The sequence below is a fragment of the Pseudomonas sp. NPDC086581 genome, assembly GCF_044746165.1.
Classification (GTDB): Bacteria; Pseudomonadota; Gammaproteobacteria; order Pseudomonadales; family Pseudomonadaceae; genus Pseudomonas.
This window is the reverse complement of the sequence record NZ_JBIVBR010000001.1, coordinates 845,179-864,388: the sequence shown is the minus strand read 5'-3', so window position 1 is coordinate 864,388 and position 19,210 is coordinate 845,179. Positions and strand designations below refer to the sequence as shown.

Annotated in this window: 16 protein-coding genes; 13 read left to right on the top strand and 3 right to left on the bottom strand. The window is 65.2% G+C overall.

Annotated elements, in window-relative coordinates; all coding sequences use genetic code 11:
* Positions 1-247 precede the first annotated feature (247 nt).
* From ACIPK7_RS04190 to ACIPK7_RS04180, 3 genes are read left to right on the top strand one after another with little or no spacing between them, the layout of a single operon-like run.
* On the top strand, positions 248-904 hold the full coding sequence (locus tag ACIPK7_RS04190) for a paraquat-inducible protein A (RefSeq protein WP_192436196.1): 657 nt from the start codon (positions 248-250) through the stop codon (positions 902-904).
* Positions 891-1,511: a paraquat-inducible protein A gene (locus ACIPK7_RS04185; RefSeq protein ID WP_192436197.1), complete on the top strand. Its 621-nt coding sequence runs from the start codon at positions 891-893 to the stop codon at positions 1,509-1,511. Before ACIPK7_RS04190 ends, ACIPK7_RS04185 begins: the two co-directional genes overlap by 14 nt.
* On the top strand, positions 1,504-3,804 hold the full coding sequence (locus ACIPK7_RS04180; RefSeq protein WP_192436198.1) for a PqiB family protein: 2,301 nt from the start codon (positions 1,504-1,506) through the stop codon (positions 3,802-3,804). Before ACIPK7_RS04185 ends, ACIPK7_RS04180 begins: the two co-directional genes overlap by 8 nt.
* Positions 3,805-4,015: 211 nt before the next feature.
* Here ACIPK7_RS04180 and mksF read toward each other — a convergent pair whose 3' ends face one another.
* From mksF to mksB, 3 genes are read right to left on the bottom strand one after another with little or no spacing between them, the layout of a single operon-like run.
* Positions 4,016-6,850 carry an Mks condensin complex protein MksF gene (gene mksF, locus ACIPK7_RS04175; RefSeq protein ID WP_401085536.1) on the bottom strand — a complete coding sequence of 945 codons (2,835 nt, stop codon included), beginning with the start codon at positions 6,848-6,850 and terminating at the stop codon, positions 4,016-4,018.
* Positions 6,847-7,608, bottom strand: coding sequence for an Mks condensin complex protein MksE (gene mksE / locus ACIPK7_RS04170; RefSeq protein WP_401085534.1), 762 nt, complete (start codon positions 7,606-7,608; stop codon positions 6,847-6,849). The genes mksF and mksE overlap by 4 nt, the downstream gene beginning before the upstream one ends.
* Entirely contained in the window at positions 7,598-8,875 is a 1,278-nt protein-coding gene (gene mksB / locus ACIPK7_RS04165; protein WP_401085531.1) for an Mks condensin complex protein MksB, read from the bottom strand. Before mksB ends, mksE begins: the two co-directional genes overlap by 11 nt.
* 217 nt (positions 8,876-9,092) lie before the next feature.
* Here mksB and ACIPK7_RS04160 point away from each other — a divergent pair, with 217 nt between their 5' ends.
* The 10 genes from ACIPK7_RS04160 (at position 9,093) to ACIPK7_RS04115 (ending at position 19,168) form a co-directional block, all read left to right on the top strand.
* On the top strand, positions 9,093-9,698 hold the full coding sequence (locus ACIPK7_RS04160; protein ID WP_401085528.1) for a hypothetical protein: 606 nt from the start codon (positions 9,093-9,095) through the stop codon (positions 9,696-9,698).
* Positions 9,699-9,936: 238 nt separating this feature from the next.
* Positions 9,937-11,019 carry a hypothetical protein gene (locus tag ACIPK7_RS04155; RefSeq protein ID WP_192436202.1) on the top strand — a complete coding sequence of 361 codons (1,083 nt, stop codon included), beginning with the start codon at positions 9,937-9,939 and terminating at the stop codon, positions 11,017-11,019.
* 1 nt (position 11,020) lies between these two features.
* Positions 11,021-12,589, top strand: a complete 1,569-nt coding sequence (locus ACIPK7_RS04150; RefSeq protein WP_192436203.1) for a hypothetical protein — start codon at positions 11,021-11,023, stop codon at positions 12,587-12,589.
* Between the two features lie 18 nt (positions 12,590-12,607).
* Positions 12,608-13,123, top strand: coding sequence for a DUF6160 family protein (locus tag ACIPK7_RS04145; protein WP_401085525.1), 516 nt, complete (start codon positions 12,608-12,610; stop codon positions 13,121-13,123).
* A 115-nt stretch (positions 13,124-13,238) separates the two neighbouring features.
* Complete coding sequence (locus tag ACIPK7_RS04140) at positions 13,239-14,072, top strand: energy transducer TonB (protein WP_401085522.1); 834 nt, start codon at positions 13,239-13,241, stop codon at positions 14,070-14,072.
* A complete protein-coding gene (rimI, locus tag ACIPK7_RS04135; RefSeq protein ID WP_192436206.1) occupies positions 14,069-14,521 on the top strand; it encodes a ribosomal protein S18-alanine N-acetyltransferase in 453 nt (150 codons plus the stop codon). Before ACIPK7_RS04140 ends, rimI begins: the two co-directional genes overlap by 4 nt.
* Positions 14,522-14,853: 332 nt before the next feature.
* Positions 14,854-16,242 (top strand): flavin monoamine oxidase family protein, encoded by a 1,389-nt coding sequence (locus ACIPK7_RS04130; RefSeq protein ID WP_401085519.1) that lies wholly within the window; start codon positions 14,854-14,856, stop codon positions 16,240-16,242.
* The gene (locus ACIPK7_RS04125) at positions 16,217-17,461 is read left to right on the top strand and encodes a C69 family dipeptidase (protein WP_401085516.1); all 1,245 of its coding nucleotides are present in this window, start codon (positions 16,217-16,219) and stop codon (positions 17,459-17,461) included. The genes ACIPK7_RS04130 and ACIPK7_RS04125 overlap by 26 nt, the downstream gene beginning before the upstream one ends.
* Positions 17,462-17,525: 64 nt before the next feature.
* Positions 17,526-18,170: a carbonate dehydratase gene (can, locus tag ACIPK7_RS04120; protein ID WP_192436209.1), complete on the top strand. Its 645-nt coding sequence runs from the start codon at positions 17,526-17,528 to the stop codon at positions 18,168-18,170.
* On the top strand, positions 18,167-19,168 hold the full coding sequence (locus tag ACIPK7_RS04115) for an isocitrate/isopropylmalate dehydrogenase family protein (RefSeq protein WP_401085512.1): 1,002 nt from the start codon (positions 18,167-18,169) through the stop codon (positions 19,166-19,168). The genes can and ACIPK7_RS04115 overlap by 4 nt, the downstream gene beginning before the upstream one ends.
* The last annotated feature ends 42 nt before the right edge of the window (positions 19,169-19,210 follow it).

Genomic DNA, 19,210 nt, shown 5'->3' with positions numbered 1-19,210 from the left:
TCCCATCCCGAACTCAGTAGTGAAACGACGCATCGCCGATGGTAGTGTGGAGTTTCTCCATGTGAGAGTAGGTCATCGTCAAGCTCCTATCCCAAGACCCCTGGTCAGCTTCGCTGGCCGGGGGTTTTGCTTTTGCGCGCGCTATTTTTGCAGCCGCGGTTCTCCATGAAATTCGAGGCAGTGTTCGGGCACCGGATGGGCGGTTGCGTCGTCTACAATAGCTTTCTAATTTCCCCTGAGTTCCTACATGCCCCACATCGAAGGACACGCCTTGCAGGACCTGCCTCTGGAAGAGCTGACGGCTTGCCACGAGTGCGACCTGCTGATGCGCCGCGAGCCCGTTTCCCTCGGGCACCGCTCCGTTTGCCCGCGCTGCGGATATGAACTGGAAATCCACCGCCCCCATATGGTCCGCCGTGCGCTGGCGTTGGTGTTGACGGCGTTGATCCTGTATATCCCGGCGAACTTCCTGCCGATCATGCACATCACCATCCTGGGGCAGACCAGCATGGATACGGTCTGGAGTGGTGTCGTCGGCCTGTATCATTCGAATATGGCGGGCGTCGCCTTCCTGGTCTTCCTCTGCAGCATGGTGATCCCGCTGGCCAAGCTGCTCTGCCAGCTGTTCGTGCTGGTCTCCATCCGCTACCCGGCGTTGCGCGACCAGGGCATGTTGCTGCTGCGCGGCTACCAGCACCTGCGTGAGTGGGGAATGCTCGAGGTGTACCTGATGGGCATCCTCGTTTCCATCGTCAAACTGATCGGCATGGCAGAGCTGCATGTGAGCGTCGGCCTGGCGTGCTTCGTTGGCCTGCTGTTCACGCAGGTCTGGCTGGAAGTCACCATGTCCCACCACCAGGTCTGGAGCGAACTGTCGGGGGAGTTCCACGATGCGAGCCATTGATGCGGGCATCCTGGTCTGTGGCGAATGTCACCAGCTCAACCGCCGGGCAGAGGACGGCGAGACCCATTGCAGCCGTTGCGGGGCGGTGGTGCATGAACGTCGGCCCAACAGCATCGTCCGCACCTGGGCCTTGCTGATCACTGCTGCGATCCTCTACATCCCTGCCAACCTGTTGCCGATCATGACGGTGAACTTCCTCGGCAATGGCATGCCGGCGACGATCATGGAAGGCGTGGTCGAGCTGATCAATGCGGACATGGTGCCTATCGCCGCCGTGGTGTTCATCGCCAGTATTCTGGTGCCCACCTTCAAGCTGGTGGGCATTGCCCTGCTGCTCTATTCAGTGCAGCGGCGTCAGCCGCTTTCCGCGCTGCAGCGCAATGTGATGTATCGCTTCATCGAGTGGATCGGCCGCTGGTCGATGCTCGACATCTTCGTCATCGCGATCCTGGTGACGCTGGTGAGCTTCGGAAACCTAGCCAGCATCGAGGCAAATCTCGGTGCGGCCGCCTTTGCCAGCGTGGTGGTCCTCACCATGCTGGCCGCAGTGACTTTCGATCCCCGGCTGATCTGGGATAACACGGACGCGGAAGACGACGATGAGTGACCTCCCCACACCGAAGATGCGCAAGACCACGAACTGGTCGGCTATCTGGATTCTCCCGCTGATCGCGCTGGCGATCGGAGCCTGGCTTGCGTGGCGTGCCTACGACCAGGCGGGAATCATGATCCAGATCCAGTTCGAAAGCGGCGAGGGCATCCAGGCCAACAAGACCGAAGTAATCTTCAAGGGCATCGGCGTCGGCAAGGTCGTGGACATGCACGTCAACAAGCCGACCCTGGGCGTGATCGCCGTCGTGGAAATGCGCAAGGAGGCCGGAGAATACCTGAGCAAGAGTACGCGCTTCTGGCTGGTCAAGCCGAGGGTTTCCATCGCGGGTGTCACCGGTCTGGAGACGCTGGTTTCCGGTAACTACATCGCCATCGACCCGGTGAAGGGCGAACAGCAGAAGGATTTCGTCGCGCTGAAGGAGCCGCCACCGCTTTCCGACAGCTTGCCTGGCCTGCACCTGACACTGAAGGCTGATCGGCTGGGTTCCCTGGAGCAGGGCAGCCCGATCTATTACCGGCAGATCCAGGTCGGCCAGGTGAAGAGCTACCAGTTGGCCGAGGACCAGAAGACCATCGAGGTGAAGATCCACATCGAGCCGGCCTACGCGAACCTGGTGCGCAAGCACACGCGCTTCTGGAACGCCAGCGGTATCACCCTGTCCGGCAGCCTGAGTGGTCTCAAGCTGCGCACCGAATCCCTGGCGAGCATCGCCGCCGGCGGTATCGCCTTTGCGACGCCGGAGAACTATGCGGACAGCCCGCCCACCGATCCCACCAAGCCCTTCCGCCTTTATGAGGACTTCGATGCCGCCCAGGCAGGGCTCGCGGTGAAGGTGAAGGTCAGTGACGTCAGCGGCCTGACTCCCGGCAGTACGCCGGTGATGTACAACGGCGTCGAGGTCGGCACCGTGAAGAGCATCGACATGGACAAGGACTTCAACGGCGCCACTGCCACCCTGTCCATGGACCCACGCACCGAGGAGTTCCTCAACAGCAAGACCGAGTTCTGGATGGTCAAGCCGAGCATCTCGCTGGCTGGTATCACCGGTCTTGAGGCCCTGGTGAAGGGCAACTACCTCAACGTGCGCTTCGCCAGCGATGGTGAGCCGACTCGTGACTTCGTCATCCGCCCGAAAGCCCCGCCGCTCAACCTCGATTCTCCCGGTCTGCATCTGGTGCTGACCACGGACCAGCTGGGCTCGCTGGAAGTCGGCACGCCGATTCTCTATCGCCAGATGAAAGTGGGCAGCGTGCAGAGCTACCAGCTGTCCCGGCGCGATCCGACGCGGCTGGTCATCGGTGTCCACATCGAGCCGGAATACGCCAAGCTGGTGAACACCTCCTCGCGCTTCTGGAATATCAGCGGCGTCACCATCAGCGGCGGGCTGGACGGGATCAAGCTGAAGAGTGAGTCGCTGCAGACCCTGCTGGCCGGCGGCATCGCCTTCGATACACCCGACCCGAAGGCGCCGCCGATCACCAAGGTGCGTCGCTTCGCCCTCTTCGACAGCGAGGACGATGCCCACCTGAAGGGCCAGATGATCGAGCTGCGTGCCGACACCGCCGACGGCCTCAAAGAGGGCACCGTCCTGCGCTACAAGGGCCTGGAAGTTGGCCGCGTGGAGCAGGTGGAGCTGAGCAAGGATCTGCAGAGCGTGCAACTGAAGGCGCGCCTTACCCGTGGGGCAGACCGCATCGCTCGCCAGGGAAGCCGGTTCTGGGTGGTGGGACCGCAGGTTGGGCTGTCCGGCGTCAGCAACCTCGGCACCATTGTCAGCGGCCAATACATCGAGGTGCTGCCGGCGCCCAAGCCCAGCCAGGAGCAAACCAGCTTCAGCCTGCTGGGGGGCGAGCCGAACCGCCTGCTGGATGCCGATGGCCTGCGTCTGACCCTGAGTGCAGCCCGTCGCGGCTCGCTCAAGACTGGTGTGCCGGTGACCTACCGCGAGGTACAGGTAGGCAAGGTGACGTCCTTCGAGCTGGGCGAAACGGCCGACCGCGTGTTGATCCACATCCTTATCGAGCCGCGCTACGCCGCGTTGGTGCGCACCGGTAGCCGGTTCTGGAATACCAGCGGGTTCGGGGTGGACGCCGGCCTGTTCAAGGGGGTGAAGGTGCGGACCGAGTCGATGGAGACCATCCTTGCCGGGGGCGTAGCCTTCGCCACGCCGAACAATGCCGAGATGGGCTCGCCGGCCAAGTCAGGACAGACCTTCGCGCTGTTCGACGAGGCCAACGACGAGTGGCTGGACTGGGCGCCGAAGATTCCGCTGGGCAAGGCGCAATGAGTTAGCGTCGACGAGGAAAAGGGCCGCGAAAGATGCGGCCTTTTTTCATTTCAGAGACCCGAGCGGATTCCCCTGTAGGAGCGAGCTTGCTCGCGAACCGCATGACACCGAAGGCCAGCAGGAATCCGTTCGCGAGCAAGCTCGCTCCTACGAAGAGCCCACAGGAAAAAGCCCCGCATCGCGGGCCATTTTCTTCATCGCTGCAGGAGCATCACGCCGGCTCGGCGCTGGCTTCCACATCGTTGTGCGCAGCCTTTTCGGTGTCACGACGGCGGATGTACTTCCAGTCCGCTTCGTCGATGTAGATGCCGTTGGGGCCGCTGCCGCCTTCCAGGTCGATGGCCACCTGGGCCGAGACCTGCGGCTTCACGCTCGCCAGGATCGGCACGAAGCCCAGCTGCAGGCTGGTCTCCAGCAGCGCCGACTGGTTGCGTTCGTCGATGTCCGCCGCCTCGTCGAGGTAGTAGGGCAGGCGAATGCGGCCGGCCTGCTCGCGGTCCATCAGGTGCAGCAACAGGTACATGTTGGTCAGCGCCTTGATGGTCATGGTGGTGCCGTTGGATGCCGCACCGTCGATGTCGGTGTGCATGATCGGCTGGCCACCCATCTTGGTGATCTCGAACGCCAGCTCGAACAGATCCTTCAGGCCCAGCTGGTTGTTGTTCGCCGCCACCAGGCGCGACAGGTAGTCCTTGGCTTCCTCGTTCTTCGCATCCTGCTCGGCGCTCTGGGTCAGGTCGAAGACCGAAAGGTTCTCGCCTTCTTCGTACTGGCCGGCGCTGTGGATGATCTGGTCGATGTGCTTGAGCGCGTCCTTGTTCGGCGCCAGCACGATGCGGAAGCTCTGCAGGTTCGACACCTGGCGCTTGTTGATCTCGCGGTTGAACAGCGCCAGCTGGTGTTCCAGGTTGTCGTAGTCGCTGCGGATGTTGCGCAGGGTACGGGCGATATCGGTAACTGCCGCACGGCGCGCCTTGGCCAGGGTCATGGCCTCGTCGGTGCGGTGCGCATAGGCGTTGATCAGCAGTTGCAGGCGGCGCTCCGGATCGTCCTCGCTGTCGAACTTGGCCACGCCCTTCAGGCGCACCTGGGCGTACAGCGCCTCGATCTGGCCGTCCACGCGCTGTAGCGATTGCCAGGTGTCCTGGTAGTCGTTGAGCAGCGGCAGCAGGTTATCCATGGAGTCGTCGACCGGGTCCATGAACGGGATGCCGAAGGGCAGGTTGGCCGGCAGCAACTGGCGGCGGCGCAGGGCATCGTCGAGGGTGCGCTGCTTGGCTTCCATGTCGGCCAGCTGGCGGCCGATCAGTTGCAGCTTGGCGGAGAGCTGCTGGACGCGTTCGGTGAAGGCGTCGGCGGAGCGCTTGAGTTCGTCCTGGGTGGCTTCCAGCTGGGCGAGCTGTTCCAGCTTGCCCGGCTCTTCGGCGCTCAGGGTCTGGCTGCGGCGGAAGTCTTCCAGCGCCTTCTGCGCGTCGAGTACGTCCTGATACAGCTTGTCTGCCTGCGCCTTGCTGGCGTTGCGGTCGGCGGCCACGGCCTGCTGGGTCTTGAGCTGCTTGAGCTCCTTCTCCAGGCGCTCCTTCTGGTCGCGCAGGGCGGCGCGGTCGGCGAGTGCCTGCAGGGCCGGCGGCTCGATGGTGGAGAGGTCGATGGTCAGGCCGGGCACTTCGAAGCGCTCGCCCTTGAAGGCATCGAGGATCTTCTCGACGCTGCCGACCCACTGGCCGGCCTCGTCCAGGTCCACGCCTTTTTCGCCCAGCGGCAGGCTGAACAGTGCTCCGTTGAACAGGCGCATCAGGCGCTCGACGTCCTGTTGGGAGAACTCCTCGCGCAGGCGGGCATAGCTGTTGTTGTCGGCATGCTCGAGCTGCTGGCGGACGCCTTTGAGGCGCTTCTCCAGGTCGCGCATGCGCTCTTCCAGGTCTTCGCTGGAGAACTGCCGGGAGTGCGCCAGGGCGCCGGCCAGTTCGTCGTGGGCGTCCTTGGCGGCGAGCAGCTGCTGCTCCAGCACCTTGACGTCGTCGACCAGGGCGAAGCGGTTCTTCAGCACGGCCAGCTCGCCCATCCAGCGCTGGATTTCGCTGATCTCGCGTTCCAGGCGCATCAGCTCGGCGGTGCTGCCGCGCTGTTCGTTCTGCAGGCCGTCCTGCTCGCGCTTGTAGTGTTCGGCCTGGATCACCAGCTCTTCCTTGCGCGCGCCGGAATAGTCTTCCCAGGTGCCCAGCAGGTTATCCAGCAACGGCGAAAGGCGATGCATTTTCCCGCGCAGCAGTTCGCGCTGTTGCACTCCGTTGGCCAGGGCCTCGACCAGCGGGCCGGCGGCGACCAGTGCCTGGTAGTCACCCTCCATGCGGCGCACGTCGCGGAAGGCTTCTTCGCAGGCGGCGATGTAGTCGACGCTGCCCGAGCGCAGACTGTGCTCGAAGGCATCGAGGAACAGCTGCTTGAGCTTGGCGGCGGTGATCTCGCGCATGTGCAGCAGGTTGATGAACAGCGAGCGGAAGGTCTTCAGGCTCTGTTCACTGGTGGAACGCAGCGGGATTAGGGTCAGGTCCAGCGGGATCGAGGTGTGGCCGCCAACCAGCAGGCGGCGCAGCTCGTCGGGCTTGAGCTCGTAGGACTTGATGCCCTCGCGCTCGAGGTTAGCGTACAGCTCGCGCAGACGAAGGCAGGTGCCGTTCTTCTGGTAGTGCTCCAGGTCCAGTTCGCCCTGGTAGGCGAAGAACTGGTGGCCGAAGCCGCCGCCGGGACCGCGACCGCCCACGCCGATCACATGGCGGCCGTTGGGCAGGTCCAGTTCGACCAGGATGTAGCTGGTGTCAGTGGCGAAGTAGAACTTGCGCGAGGCTTCCAAGCTGTACTTGCCGAAGCTCATGTCAGACATGCGCGCGAGGATCGGGAACTGCAGCGCGTTGATCGATGCCGACTTGCCGAGGTTGTTCGCGCCGTAGACCGACAGCGGCTGTTCCAGCGGGAAGATGCCGAGGCTGTATCCGGCGGTGTTGAGCAGCGCGAAGCGGCGGATGCCGTAGCGTTCCTGGGTCATGCCTGGGCCTCCTGTTCTTCGGCGATGGCGCGGGCGAGGGCGTCTTCTTCGCTTTCTTCTTCAATAGCGGCTTCGACGGCAGCTTCAACAGCCTCGACGGGGGCGCTGATGGCAACGATCTCTTCGTCGGCATCGGCGGTATAGCTTTCGAGGATCACCACCGGCTCGTCGTCTTCTTCCATCAGCGCGGGGGCGGTGAACTGCATTTCGCTGGCGTGCAGGTTGGCGGCCAGGTCGCGGTCCTGCTGGACCGACAGGCAGACGTCGAGGAAGCGGTGGATCGGCGGCAGGAAGCGGTACACGCCGTTGTCCTCGGCGGCGAAGCCGAGCTGGGTGAGGCGGCGCATGACCTTCTCTTCCAGTTCTTCCTGGGTGGTCACCTCGGCCTGCAGGAACAGGTCGCGGTACTTCTCCAGCAGCGGTGGCAGCTCGTCGCGGCCGATGCTGCCGCCATCGAGGACGGCCAGCGGGTCGCGGCCCTGGTCGGCGAGGTGCTCGACGAGGATGAAGGTGAACAGCGCCAGGCGCTGGGCGGTCTTGTTCACCTGGGCGCCGACCTGCTCGGGCACGAAGTAGTAGAAGCCACGGGTATCGCAGACCAGCTCGTAGCCCAGGCTGCGGAACAGCGCGCGGTAGGCGTCCTGCTGATTGGACAGCTGGCTGTACAGCTCCGGGTCGCGGCGGCTGATGTGGAAGCCCTTGAACAGCTCGCGGAAGATCGGCGCGAGCTGGGTCATTTCGGTGAGATTAATCTGCATGCGATTCGCTCTTGGTGTCCTTGCCAGCGGTCGGGCCGGCGATCAGGGCGAAGGAGCACAGGCTGACGCTGTGCTGGAGAGTGTCGTATTGGCGGCGATCGAGGCGGTCGCGCTGGAAGCGGGCATCGCGCGACAGGCGCGAGAACCAGTAGAGCAGCTCGTCGGTGGCGCCTTCGGGCTCCTGTTCCAGCAGCCACTGCATGAGGTCCGGCAGCGGCAGCGCGGCCTGGCAGCGGTCGAGCATTTCCCGGGCGGTGCGCGGCGAGCGCTGCGGGCCATCGCTCTTGCGATTACCGCTGGCCTTGGGGAAGTGCGCCGGTTTTGGCTGGAAGCTGGCGAGGGCGAAGACGTAGCTCTCGACCTGGGAAGCGGTGCCGAGGAAGTTGCTCTGCGGGCGGGTGAACATTGGCAGCGCGGCCTGCGGCACGGCGTCGATGCCCTTGCGGCGGATGACCGACAGCGCCAGGGCGGCGCCGCGGGTGATCGCGTTGTGCCGGCGGGCTTCCTCGCGCAGCGGCAGCAGCAGTTCGCGGGCGCGGCGCAGGGTGAGCTGGGCGGTGGTCTGCATTTCCAGGATGCGCGCGTGGGTGCGCAGCAATTGGTCGTCGTCCACCAACTGGCCAAGGCGTGCCTGTTCGCTGAGCAGGCGCAGCAGGACCTGCTCCACGCGGTGTACGCCCTGCTCGAAGGCGCCGTCGGCGGAGACCAGCTGGATCATCGGCTCGACGTACTCGTCCCAGGTCGCCAGGACTTCCGCGTAGCGCTGGCGCAGCGGAATCTGGCGGTCCTGGGTTTTGGCGCGTTCGGCCACGGCGACCAGCGCCTGTTCGTCGTTGGCGAGCTTCTTCAGCACGTCGCGCACGCGCATGTCGAGCAGGCGCAGCTGGCGGGCCAAGTCGTTGCCGTCGCGTGCCTCGAAAGCTTCGCGGATGTAGCCGGCGAGACGCTCGAGGTGGCGCAGGTAGGCTTCGATCTCCAGGCACAGGCCAAGGCGGTGTTCCTGGCGCAGATAGGCGAGAAAGTCGTGGATCTGCGCGTTCAGCTCGAAGCGGTTGGGGCTCTTGGCCACCGGAACGAGGATGTCCAGGCGGACCCACTGGTCGAGCAGGGCGGTGATGTCCACCGGGGTGCTGTCGGGCAACTGGCTGGTGAGCTGGATGCGCAGCTCCACCAGGCTCAGGGTGCCGGCGTCGAAGCGCTCGCACAGCGGTTCGAGCAGCACCCAGTGTTCGGCGAGGGCGCGTAGTACGCGTCGTGGGTCGATCATCGGCTTGGTTGGGCCCGGAATGAACAAAGGGAGCGATTGTACTGCAAAGGCCTACCCCTGGCCGACAGGGTGACGAAACGCGTCAGTTTGCGACTGCGTGAGCGGCGGCCGTGTGACGTGTCTCACGGAAAATGGGGCCTAAATGGCTGAATTTTCTGGCAAGTTTTTTGCCAAAGTCCTTACCAGAGACCTAGATATCAGAGTCTGATTTACGCAGATGACCTACGACGCCGCACTTGCCAAAGCCCGTTGGGCCGAACTGGAACGCCAGAACGACCTCGACTGGGACCTGGATGCGATCACTGATCGCAACGAAGCTATTGCCTTCCTGCAGCGCTTCGAGAATCGCTTGTGCATCTACTCGTCGTATGTCGAGAAGCTCTACAGCAACTACAGCTTCGTGATCCCGGAGAGCCAGGAAGGCGGCATTACCATTCTCCCGGACGAGCAGGCCTGGTTCGACACCTTCCACGACATCCCCGGCGACGCGGTGGAGCCCACCGGCATCCACATCCTGCCCGGCGAGACCATGGGTTATAGCGGCCTGTACCTGAAGATCCCCGGCGAGCACCGGCTGGTGGCCTCGCGGGAGTTGCCGTTCCAGGACGGCCTGAAGCTGCTGATCAACCGTTACCGCATGCGTGGGGACATCTTCCTGCCGGTACTGGTGAAGGGCGACCTGCGCGAGTACGAGGCGCGCATGCCTTCGCTGCACCTGCACCGCCTGAACATCAACAAGCTGCAGGCCCATTCGCGGCTGAACCTGGACGCCATCAAGGGCGCCATCGCCGAGCACCTGATCGGCCTTTTCCGCCACCAGTGAGCCGTCGCCGGCGCGACGCTGTCACCCGGGTGTGACGATGGGTAACAACCCGGCCCGGACTTTCCTTTCCTCGTCTATCGTTCGGAGCGATTTACTCGACTATGGGTCGGCCCGCGGTGGCGGGTGAATTCCTATAGTGGCATCACGGCGCCGAGTCTCGACCTGTTTGCTGACTCGATACGCCCGACGAATAACAACAGGCGCCCTGCACGACAGGGCTCCGGGAAAGGAGAGTGCCATGCGTCAGTCCTCCGGTCCGCTCATGCGTGCCCTTGCCTTGCTCTGCGGCGGCCTGCTGGCTTTTTCCGCCCAGGCACGCATGCAGTCGATGGACGATGAAGAGCTGTCCACGATCTCCGGACAGGGCGCGATGCTCACCGTCGACGCGTCCACCTACCAGAACTACCAGTACACCCGGCTCAACTTCGGCGCCGATGTCAGCCTGCTGACCAACATCGACCAACTGAGCCTGGGCAACTACAGCCGCACCGGGTCTACCACCGTTTCCGGCCAGCCGGCGGACATCTTGATCAACAACTTCGCGCTGGGGCGGATTGACAACGCCAACTCCCCCGATGCCAAGGTGGTGCCGTTCCAAATCCGCGACCCTTACGTCGAGTTCGCCTTCCAGACCAACAACGGCGTGCGTCAACTGGTGGGCGCGCGGGTCGGCTTCGGCAAGGCGCAGGGCGATCTCTCCGGCGACATCCTGTCGATCACCGGCAACCTCCAGGGGCAGATCTACGGCCCGGCCTCCATCGCCTACGACTACTACACCCGCAACGGCTGCCCGAACATCATCAACTGCCTGGCGCTGGCTGTGGCCGGCGATACCCCGGTCTATGCCGACGTGGTGCTGCTCAAGGCCGGCACCGGCGAGGCCACCATCAACGGCCAGCCGATCAACCGCGCCGAGCAGATCGGTATCGCCAAGGGCGACTCGCTGCATTCGGATGCCGGTGGCCTGATCGCCGCGCTGATCCCGACCCTGTCGACCACCAACAACTGCCAGGCGCTGGGCCTGACCACCTGTTTCGACCTCACCAACTACAAGACCATCTACATCGGCAAGCCGGGCTCCACCGATATCAACACCGGCGCCCAGGGCATCTTCTTCTCCCTGCAGAACCAGAACGTGCCCTGGCAGGACCTGGCCAACGCCGGCAACTTCGTCAACACCCAGTCCGGTGCCTTCGCCAACTTCCCGAAGGTGGGCAGCGGCGCGGATGCGGTCTACCCGATCCTGATCAACCTCTACGACGCCCTGCGCGGCCTGCCCCGGCAGCCGACCTGCATGGGCGCGCAAGCGGCGGGCTGCTGACATGAGCTGGCGCGCAACGGTATTCGCCTGCCTCGCTGGTTGCCTGGTCAGCCTGCCGGCGCTGGGCATGAAGGCGCTGGATGACGATCAGCTGGAAGAGGTCAGCGGCGCGGGCCTGGGCTTCTTCATCGATGGCTTCAGCTACGACCAGGCGACGGCCACCTCGAAGATCACCGGGGTGAAGAACAGCGCCAACCAGGACGTGCAGGTGGATATCACCGGTGCCTACATCAAGGGCGCCGGCAGCCAGCGCGGCACGCTGGACACCAAGGCCTACCTCGGCACGCCCATGCACCCCTTCACCCTCGGCCCGGTGAAGTACAAGGCGGGGCTGAACATCCCGGCCAACCAGGAGGCGCTGCAACTGATGACGCCAACCTGGACCGACCCGATCAACGACACCCACAAGTTCGGCCTCTGGTCCTACTACCAGGGCTGCCTGTATGGCGACGCCGGTTGCACCAACCCGGCCCAGGCAACCAACAAGATCAACGCCGAGCTGGGCGCCCTGAAGACCCAGCGCGACACGCTGCTGACCACCTATTCGAACAACATGGTGACGCTCAAGAGCGGCATCGACGCCGACATGGCTACCGTCACCCAGCGCGAGGCGCAGGTCGATACGGCTCAGGCCACGGTGAAGACCAACTACAACAGCATGAGCGCGCGATATAACGAAGCGCCTGCGCAGATCTGCGGCCTCTTCTGCGCCAATCGTCCTGAGCTTGGTCAGAAGTACGATTGCGGCGTCGTCATTTCCTGCAATAACAGTACGGCAGTGAAGAACTACAACAACTCGGTCGATGCCTATAACAGCAGCGCCACCGACCTGACGACTGCGCAGCAGAACCTCAGTGCCGCCTGGAACGTCACCCGCAACGGCGTCACCCTGAGCCAGCGCGCCAGCGACTACGACAAGTTCGTTCAGCTCTGCGGGACACAAGGCGGTAGTGCCACCACCTGCGTCAGCGGCACCATCACCCGTACCGAAAAGAACGTCGCCACGGTGCAACTGGTGGCCGGCGCCATGCAGAACTCCTCCGGCACCCGCATCCAGGGCCTGGATATCGGCATCGCCACCAAGTTCACCCTGCCCAGCACCGCCTACAACAGCAACGGCAGCGCTGGCGCTACCACCACTCGCACCGACTTCTTCTCCATCGCCCTGGAGAACTTCACCCTCAACGGCTCCTACCTCAACCTGTGGGGCGACGCCGCTGGCCTGAAGGCCTCCATGAGCCTGCAGATGTACGCCGACAAGCTGATCATCGCCGGCTGCGAGAACTGCGCCGACAGCAACAAGGTGGTGGCCAAGAACGTCTACTTCGACCTCAACCTGGGCGACGCCAACTACCAGCCGGCGACGCTCTCGGTGGCCAGCAACGGCGACCTGGTGCTCAGCGCGCCGGGCGTCACCTGGGCCAATCACGACGCCTTCTACCAGAACGTGCAGAAGAGCAATATCAGCATCGGCAACCTGAACATCAGCGGCACCGACGTCGGTTCCCAGGCCATTCGCGGCCTGCGCATCGACTACCTGAACGTTCGTACCGTGAACCTGCCGCGCTAGCGCATGAGGAGACTCGCCGTGAAAACCGCACGCCTTTCGAGCCGACTCCTGGCCCCCCTGTTGCTGCTGGCCGCCGTGACCGTCCACGGCGAGATGCGCGGCCTGGACGACAGCGAAATGGCCGACGTCAGTGGCCAGGACGGTGTCAGCCTGAGCGTCAACTTCAACCTCGCCGCCAACACTGCCGATACCCGCTGCGCCGGCGGCTGCGGTGCGCGCCTGGCGATCCAGCCGCTCAACAGCACCGGCTACATCGTGCTGGACAACATCAAGGGCACCTTCAGCTTCGACGGCATGTCCATCGACATGGTGACCATCAACAACGGCTTCAACGGCGACGGCGCGCTGTTCAACCGTCAGGCCATGAAGATCGGCCTGACCAACGCCAGCGCCAGCAACCTGCAGTTCACCCTGGGCGGCGCCAATCAGGGCAAGGTGTCCGGCAGCGGCCTGCAGCAGACCAACCTGCTGACCTACCAGGCCACCGGCGCGGTCAAGCTCACCGGCAACGTCTACGTCTTCGGCACTCCGTAAGCAAAACGCACAGGCTCTCCGCCCGCCGGCCTTTCCCCCCGGCGCGTTTCACGCGACAATCCCGCCTCGTCGTGTCGGCCTGCCCATGCAGGCACCACCCACAGGTAAACGCCCCTTGATCGAAGAAGCCCGTCGCCGCGCCTACCTTGGCGCCATGCAGGTCGCCAGCTGGCTGCCGCGCGTGGTGCTGCCGTTCGCTGCACCGTCGCGCCCGGAGCTGCTGGAAACCCCCGCGCCCATCGTCGCCGAGCCCATGGCTGCTGCGCCCGCCGGGGCTGCACGCGAGGCCGCTGCTCAGGTTGCTGCCCCCGCGCCCGCGCCAGTCATGGCCGGCGAACCTGGCTCGATTGCCGCGCGCCTGCTGCCCAAGGTCGGTGTCCAGGCCAAGGCGGCCGCGCCGGTCAAGGCCGAAGAGTCGACCGAGGCGGAAGCCGAACCGGCCGTCCGCGCGCCAGTCGCCCCGCCACCGCGCTTCGCCCTGCAACTCCTACGCGCCGGCGAATGCATCCTGCTGGTCGAATTGCCTACCGGGGAGCCGCTGGCCAGCCGCGACCCGGCCTACCTGCTGCTGAAGGACCTGCTGCGCGCCGCCGGCCTGCCGGACAGCCCGCAACTGATGGGCGAGCCTGTACGCTGGCCGCTGTTCTCCCGCGGCAACATGGACCAGGGCCCGCAAGCCGCCCGCGAGTTCGTCCAGGGTTTCGTCGCCGCGCGGCTGGAGGAGGGCGCCCCGTGCTCCTGCCTGTGGCTGGTCGGTATGCCTGCCGTGCGCTTCGCCGGCGAAGGCGATGAGGAGTCCCTGCTGCGCGAGTTGCAGGTCGAAGGCCTGGGCGTTGCCTGGGCGCTGCCGGGCCTCGAGCGCCTGGCCGAAGAACCCACTTTGAAAGCCGACCTGTGGCGCTCCATGCGCCGAGTGCGGCAACGCTGGATGAGTCAGACCCCTGCATGAGCGACGCTGTTTCCTTCCGCCCGATGACCGAGGCGGACCTCGATGCCGTACTCAAGATCGAATACGCCGCCTTCAGTCACCCCTGGACGCGCGGCACCTTCGCCGACGGCCTGAAGAGCTACGAATGCTGGGTGATGTTCGAAGGCAGCCAGCAGGTTGGCCACGGTGTGATCCAGCTGATCCTCGATGAAGCGCACCTGCTCAACATTACGGTGAAGCCGGAAAGCCAGGGACGTGGCCTTGGGCTGGCGTTGCTGGAACACCTGATGAAGCGCGCCCAGGAGAGGGGCGGCGTGGAATGCTTCCTCGAAGTCCGCGCCTCCAACGGCCCCGCCTACCGCCTCTATGAGCGCTATGGCTTCAACGAAATCGGCCGCCGCCGCGATTACTACCCGGCTGTCGGTGGCCGCGAGGACGCGCTGGTGATGGCCTGCACGCTGGTCGATTGAGCGCCGCTACAAGTCTCGCCCTGACCTCTCCGTAGGATGGCGTGGAGCGAAGCGATACCCATCGTTCGTGCCCGTTCATCCAGGCCAGATCGCACGCTCGGCGATGCGCTCTTCGTAGGAGCGAGCTTGCTCGCGAACCCGCACCCGCTCAGCGCTCAGCGCTCAGCGCTCACCGGCCACTCGGCGCGCCCCGCAGCGGGATCTCCCAGGCTAGAGCCTCCGCACGATAATCCCCTGCAAAAGCTGCGAAATTTCCGGCTGATCGGGTTTTTCCGAGGGCAATTCCTGGCTTACCCTTAAGCCAATAACAACAAGAAAATAAGGTCGCAAACATGAATCGCAGCGATGTGATCGTGGTGGGCGCCGGTATTTCGGGGCTGACCGCGGCCTGGCGTCTGGCGCAAGCCGGGCAACGGGTCAAAGTGATCGAAGCCAACAAGCGCGTCGGTGGACGTACCCTCAACCATCGCTTCGCCACTGGCGAGGTGGTCGAGGTGGGCGGCCAGTGGGTCGGCCCTACCCAGGAGCGCATCCTTTCCCTGCTGACCGAACTCGGTCTGTCGACCTACCCGCAATGGAACCAGGGCGACAACCTCACTCTTTTTGGCGGCCGGCTCAGGCCGTATCGCGGAACCATTCCGAAGTTTCCCCCACACGTCCTGCTTGATGTCCTTCAGGCTCATGTGCGCCTGGACCGCATGGCACGGGAGATCCCGCTGGGCGACCCCAGCCTGCATCCCAAGGCGCCCCAGTGGGACAGCCTCACCTTCGCCGAGTGGCTGCGGCGCAACGTGCGCACCTCCACCGGGCGCAAGGTCTTCGAGCTGATGTGCGGCGCCGTGTTTGCAGCGAGTCCCCATGACCTCTCGTTTCTCCATGTCCTCTTTTATATCCACGGCGGCACCAACCTCGACACCGTGCTCGGCGTCGAAGGCGGCGCCCAGCAGGACCGCATCCTGGGCGGCTCCCAGCGGATCAGTGAGACCCTGGCCGAGCGCATCGGCGACGTCCATACCGGCGATCCCGTGCGCGCCGTGCGCCAGGACGGCAGCCGCGTCGAGCTGGTGACTGACCGCGGCACGCACCAGGCCAGCCACGTCATCTTCGCCATCCCGCCAACGCAACTGCTGCGCATCACCCAGGAGCCGCTGCTGCCCAGCTGGCGCGACCAGCTCCTGCAACGCCTGCCGCAAGGCGCGGTGATCAAGTGCATGGCGCTTTACGACAACCCCTTCTGGCGCGAGCGCAACCTGTCAGGCCAGGCCACCAGCGAAACCGGCCCGGTACGCCTGACCTTCGATAACAGCGTCCCCGACTCCGGGCGCGGCGTGCTGTTGGGCTTCATCGAAGGCGATGAGGCGCGGCAGTGGAACGCCAGGCCCGCCGGCGACCGCCGTGGTCAGGTGCTGGACTGCTTCGCCCGCTACTTCGGCGAACAGGCGCTGCGGCCGGTGGATTACGTGGATAAATCCTGGGCCGAGGAACCCTTCGCCCGGGGCTGCTATGCCGCCCTGTTCCCGCCCGGACTGTGGAGCAGCGGCGCGGCGCGCCTACGCGAACCATACGGGCGCTTGCACTTCGCCGGCACCGAAACGGCGACGCGCTGGATGGGCTATTTCGACGGGGCCGTGGAGGCCGGGGAACGCGCCGCGCGGGAAGTGCTCGGCGCGCGGGAAGATCACGGGGAGGAAGATTATGTGCGACACCTTGGTATTGCGTAGCGGCGGGGCCACCTGGTTCGCCAAGAACAGCGACCGCGAGCCCGCCGAAGCGCAACGCCTGATCCGCCTGGAGGCCGTGCACGGCGACAGCGCGGCCACGGTGCGTACCAGCTACCTGGAGATCCCCCAGACCGCCAATCGCCACGGCGTCATCCTCAGCCAGCCGGCCTGGCTGTGGGGCGCGGAAATGGGCGTCAACGACAAGGGCGTGGCCATCGGCAACGAAGCCGTGTTCACCAAACTGACCGAGCGCGACGGCGAAGCCCTGCTGGGCATGGACCTGCTGCGCCTGGGCCTGGAGCGCGGCGGCAGCGCCCGCGAAGCCCTGGCGGTGATCACCGAATTGCTGGAACGCCACGGCCAGGGCGGCCCGGCCGGCTACCGCAATAAACGCCTGCGCTACGACAACAGCTACCTGATCGCCGACCGCGACGAAGCCTGGGTGCTGGAGACCGCCGGGCGCCTGTGGGCGGCGAAGAAGGTCGAACGCTGGGCCATCTCCAACGCCCTGAGCCTTGGCCACGACTACGACCTCGCCAGCTCCAACCTGGAAACCCAGGCGCGCCGCTTCGGCTGCTGGAACGGCCGCGGCGACTTCCACTTCGCCCGCGCGTTCGATGGCCGCGTGCTGCCGTGGATCGCGGGTGCGCACCAGCGCCGCCAGCTCAACGAAGACTTTCTCGCCCACTGCCCAGCCCAGGTCGACTGGCTGGCACTGGTGGTCGCGCTGCGCAGCCATGGCCACCGCGGGCACCGCTTCCACCTGCACGACAACCGGCAGATCTGCCTGCACGCCGGCAGCTTCTGGCGCCCCTCGCAGACCACCGCCAGCCTCATCGCCCGGCTCGATGCCGATGCCCCGCGCCTGGCCGCCACCGGCACCTCCGCGCCGTGCCTGTCGATCTTCCAGCCGCTGGGCTTCGAGGAGCGCGCCGGCGAAGGGCTGCTCAGCCGCGAAAGCGACGCTGTGGAAGATTCCCTGTGGTGGCGCTTCGAGACGGTGCACCAGCGCGCCCTGGTCGACCCCGGTTTCGCCGACGCCTTGCGCGCCGGTCACGGCTGGCTGGAAACCGAGTTGCTCAGCGCCCTGGATCGGCGCACGCTGGATTGGCCGCGCCTGGCCGCCGAAGGCCAGGCCTGGCACGACGCCTGGCACCAGCTGGCGCTGCAGCAGGCGCCGCGCCCGTCGCGCTGGTGGCGGCTGAACGCTGTGCGCTGATGCGGCTTGTCAGTCACGCCCTTGCTGCGTAAGGTGCCGCCAGCCAAATGATGAGGAGCCGGACATGAGCGAGCTGCAGGAACTGTTCGACAACAACGCCCGCTGGGCCGAAGCGATCAAGCAGGAAGACCCCGACTTCTTCGCCAAACTGGCTCGCCAGCAAACGCCCGAATACCTGTGGATCGGCTGCTCCGATGCGCGCGTGCCGTCCAACCAGATCGTCGGCCTACTGCCCGGCGAGCTGTTCGTCCACCGCAACGTCGCCAACGTCGTGCTGCATACCGATCTCAACTGCCTGTCGGTCATTCAGTTCGCCGTCGACGTGCTCAAGGTCAAGCACATCCTGGTCACCGGCCACTATGGCTGCGGTGGCGTGCGCGCCGCGTTGCACCACACCCAGCTCGGTCTGATCGACGGCTGGCTGCGCACCATCCGCGACCTCGCCTACGAATATCGCGACCACCTCGGCCAGTTCGAGAAGGAAGAGGAGCGCGTCGACCGTCTTTGCGAGCTCAACGTCATCCAGCAGGTCGCCAACGTCAGCCATACCAGCATCGTCCAGAACGCCTGGCACCGCGGCCAGAAGATCTCCGTGCACGGCTGCATCTACGGCATCAAGGACGGCATCTGGAAGGACCTCAACGTCACCGTCAGCGGCCTCGAGCAACTGCCGCCGCAATACCGCCTGCGCCCGCTCGGCCAGTCTTGAGCCGACGCCTTTGCGTCATCCCCGGTGACGGCATCGGCCGCGAGGTCGTGCCCGTCGCCGTGGCGGTGCTGCAACGTCTGCTGCCCGACCTGCAGGTAGAAGAAGCCGAAGCCGGCTGGGACTGCTTCCAGCGCCACGGCACCTCCGTTCCCGACGCCACTTACGAATGCCTGCGCGCCTGCGGCGCGGGGTTGTTCGGTGCCGTTTCCTCTCCCAGCCACAAGGTCGAGGGCTACCGCAGCGCCATCCTTAGCCTGCGCCAGATGCTGGCGCTGAACCTCAATCTGCGGCCCGTGCGTTCCCGCCCGGTTGTATCGCCTCGCGCCGGCATCGACCTGCTGGTCCTGCGGGAAAACAGCGAAGGCCTCTACAGCGGCCGCGAACACTGGGAATCCGAAGGCGTCGCCATTGCCGAACGGGTCATCAGCCGCGGTGCCTGCGAGCGCCTCGCCGCTGGCGCCGCCGAGCTCGCCCGCTTTCGCCAGGCAAGGCGCATCACCCTGGTGCACAAGGCCAACATCCTGCCGCTCACCTGCGGCCTGTTCCGTGACACCTGCCGCGCCGTGCTGGCCGAAGACGGTTGGAGCGACGTGCTCGACGAACGCCTCGTCGACGTCGCCGCCCTGCAACTGGTCGAACGCCCGGAAGCCTTCGACCTGATCGTCACCACCAACCTTTTCGGCGACATCCTCTCCGACCTCGCCAGCCACTGGGGCGGCGGCCTCGGTCTCGCACCCTCGCTCAACCTCGGTGCAGGCATCGCCCTGGCCGAACCTGTCCATGGCAGCGCTCCAGACATCGCCGGCTCCGGCCGCGCCAATCCTCTGGCCGCGATTCTCAGCGCCGGCATGTTGCTGCGGCACTACTGGCAACTGCCGGAGCTGGCGCAGCGGATCGATGGGGCAGTGGCTGCCTTTCTGACGGAGGAGCGGAGTATGGATTTTGGTGGGGAGACCACCAGGGTGATCGGGCAGGGCGTGTTGCAGCGGTTGGGGTGATCGGCCGCTCTCGCTGGTCGCCATGCTGTCTGTTGGCCACCG

What these genes read in the sequence shown, in the direction of transcription:
- ACIPK7_RS04190 (WP_192436196.1), top strand. Translation starts at nt 248, where the DNA reads ATGCCCCACATCGAAGGACACGCCTTGCAGGACCTGCCTCTGGAAGAG.
- ACIPK7_RS04185 (WP_192436197.1), top strand. Translation starts at nt 891, where the DNA reads ATGCGAGCCATTGATGCGGGCATCCTGGTCTGTGGCGAATGTCACCAG.
- ACIPK7_RS04180 (WP_192436198.1), top strand. Translation starts at nt 1,504, where the DNA reads ATGAGTGACCTCCCCACACCGAAGATGCGCAAGACCACGAACTGGTCG.
- mksF (WP_401085536.1), bottom strand. Translation starts at nt 6,850, where the DNA reads ATGACCCAGGAACGCTACGGCATCCGCCGCTTCGCGCTGCTCAACACC.
- mksE (WP_401085534.1), bottom strand. Translation starts at nt 7,608, where the DNA reads ATGCAGATTAATCTCACCGAAATGACCCAGCTCGCGCCGATCTTCCGC.
- mksB (WP_401085531.1), bottom strand. Translation starts at nt 8,875, where the DNA reads ATGATCGACCCACGACGCGTACTACGCGCCCTCGCCGAACACTGGGTG.
- ACIPK7_RS04160 (WP_401085528.1), top strand. Translation starts at nt 9,093, where the DNA reads ATGACCTACGACGCCGCACTTGCCAAAGCCCGTTGGGCCGAACTGGAA.
- ACIPK7_RS04155 (WP_192436202.1), top strand. Translation starts at nt 9,937, where the DNA reads ATGCGTCAGTCCTCCGGTCCGCTCATGCGTGCCCTTGCCTTGCTCTGC.
- ACIPK7_RS04150 (WP_192436203.1), top strand. Translation starts at nt 11,021, where the DNA reads ATGAGCTGGCGCGCAACGGTATTCGCCTGCCTCGCTGGTTGCCTGGTC.
- rimI (WP_192436206.1), top strand. Translation starts at nt 14,069, where the DNA reads ATGAGCGACGCTGTTTCCTTCCGCCCGATGACCGAGGCGGACCTCGAT.
- ACIPK7_RS04130 (WP_401085519.1), top strand. Translation starts at nt 14,854, where the DNA reads ATGAATCGCAGCGATGTGATCGTGGTGGGCGCCGGTATTTCGGGGCTG.
- ACIPK7_RS04125 (WP_401085516.1), top strand. Translation starts at nt 16,217, where the DNA reads ATGTGCGACACCTTGGTATTGCGTAGCGGCGGGGCCACCTGGTTCGCC.
- can (WP_192436209.1), top strand. Translation starts at nt 17,526, where the DNA reads ATGAGCGAGCTGCAGGAACTGTTCGACAACAACGCCCGCTGGGCCGAA.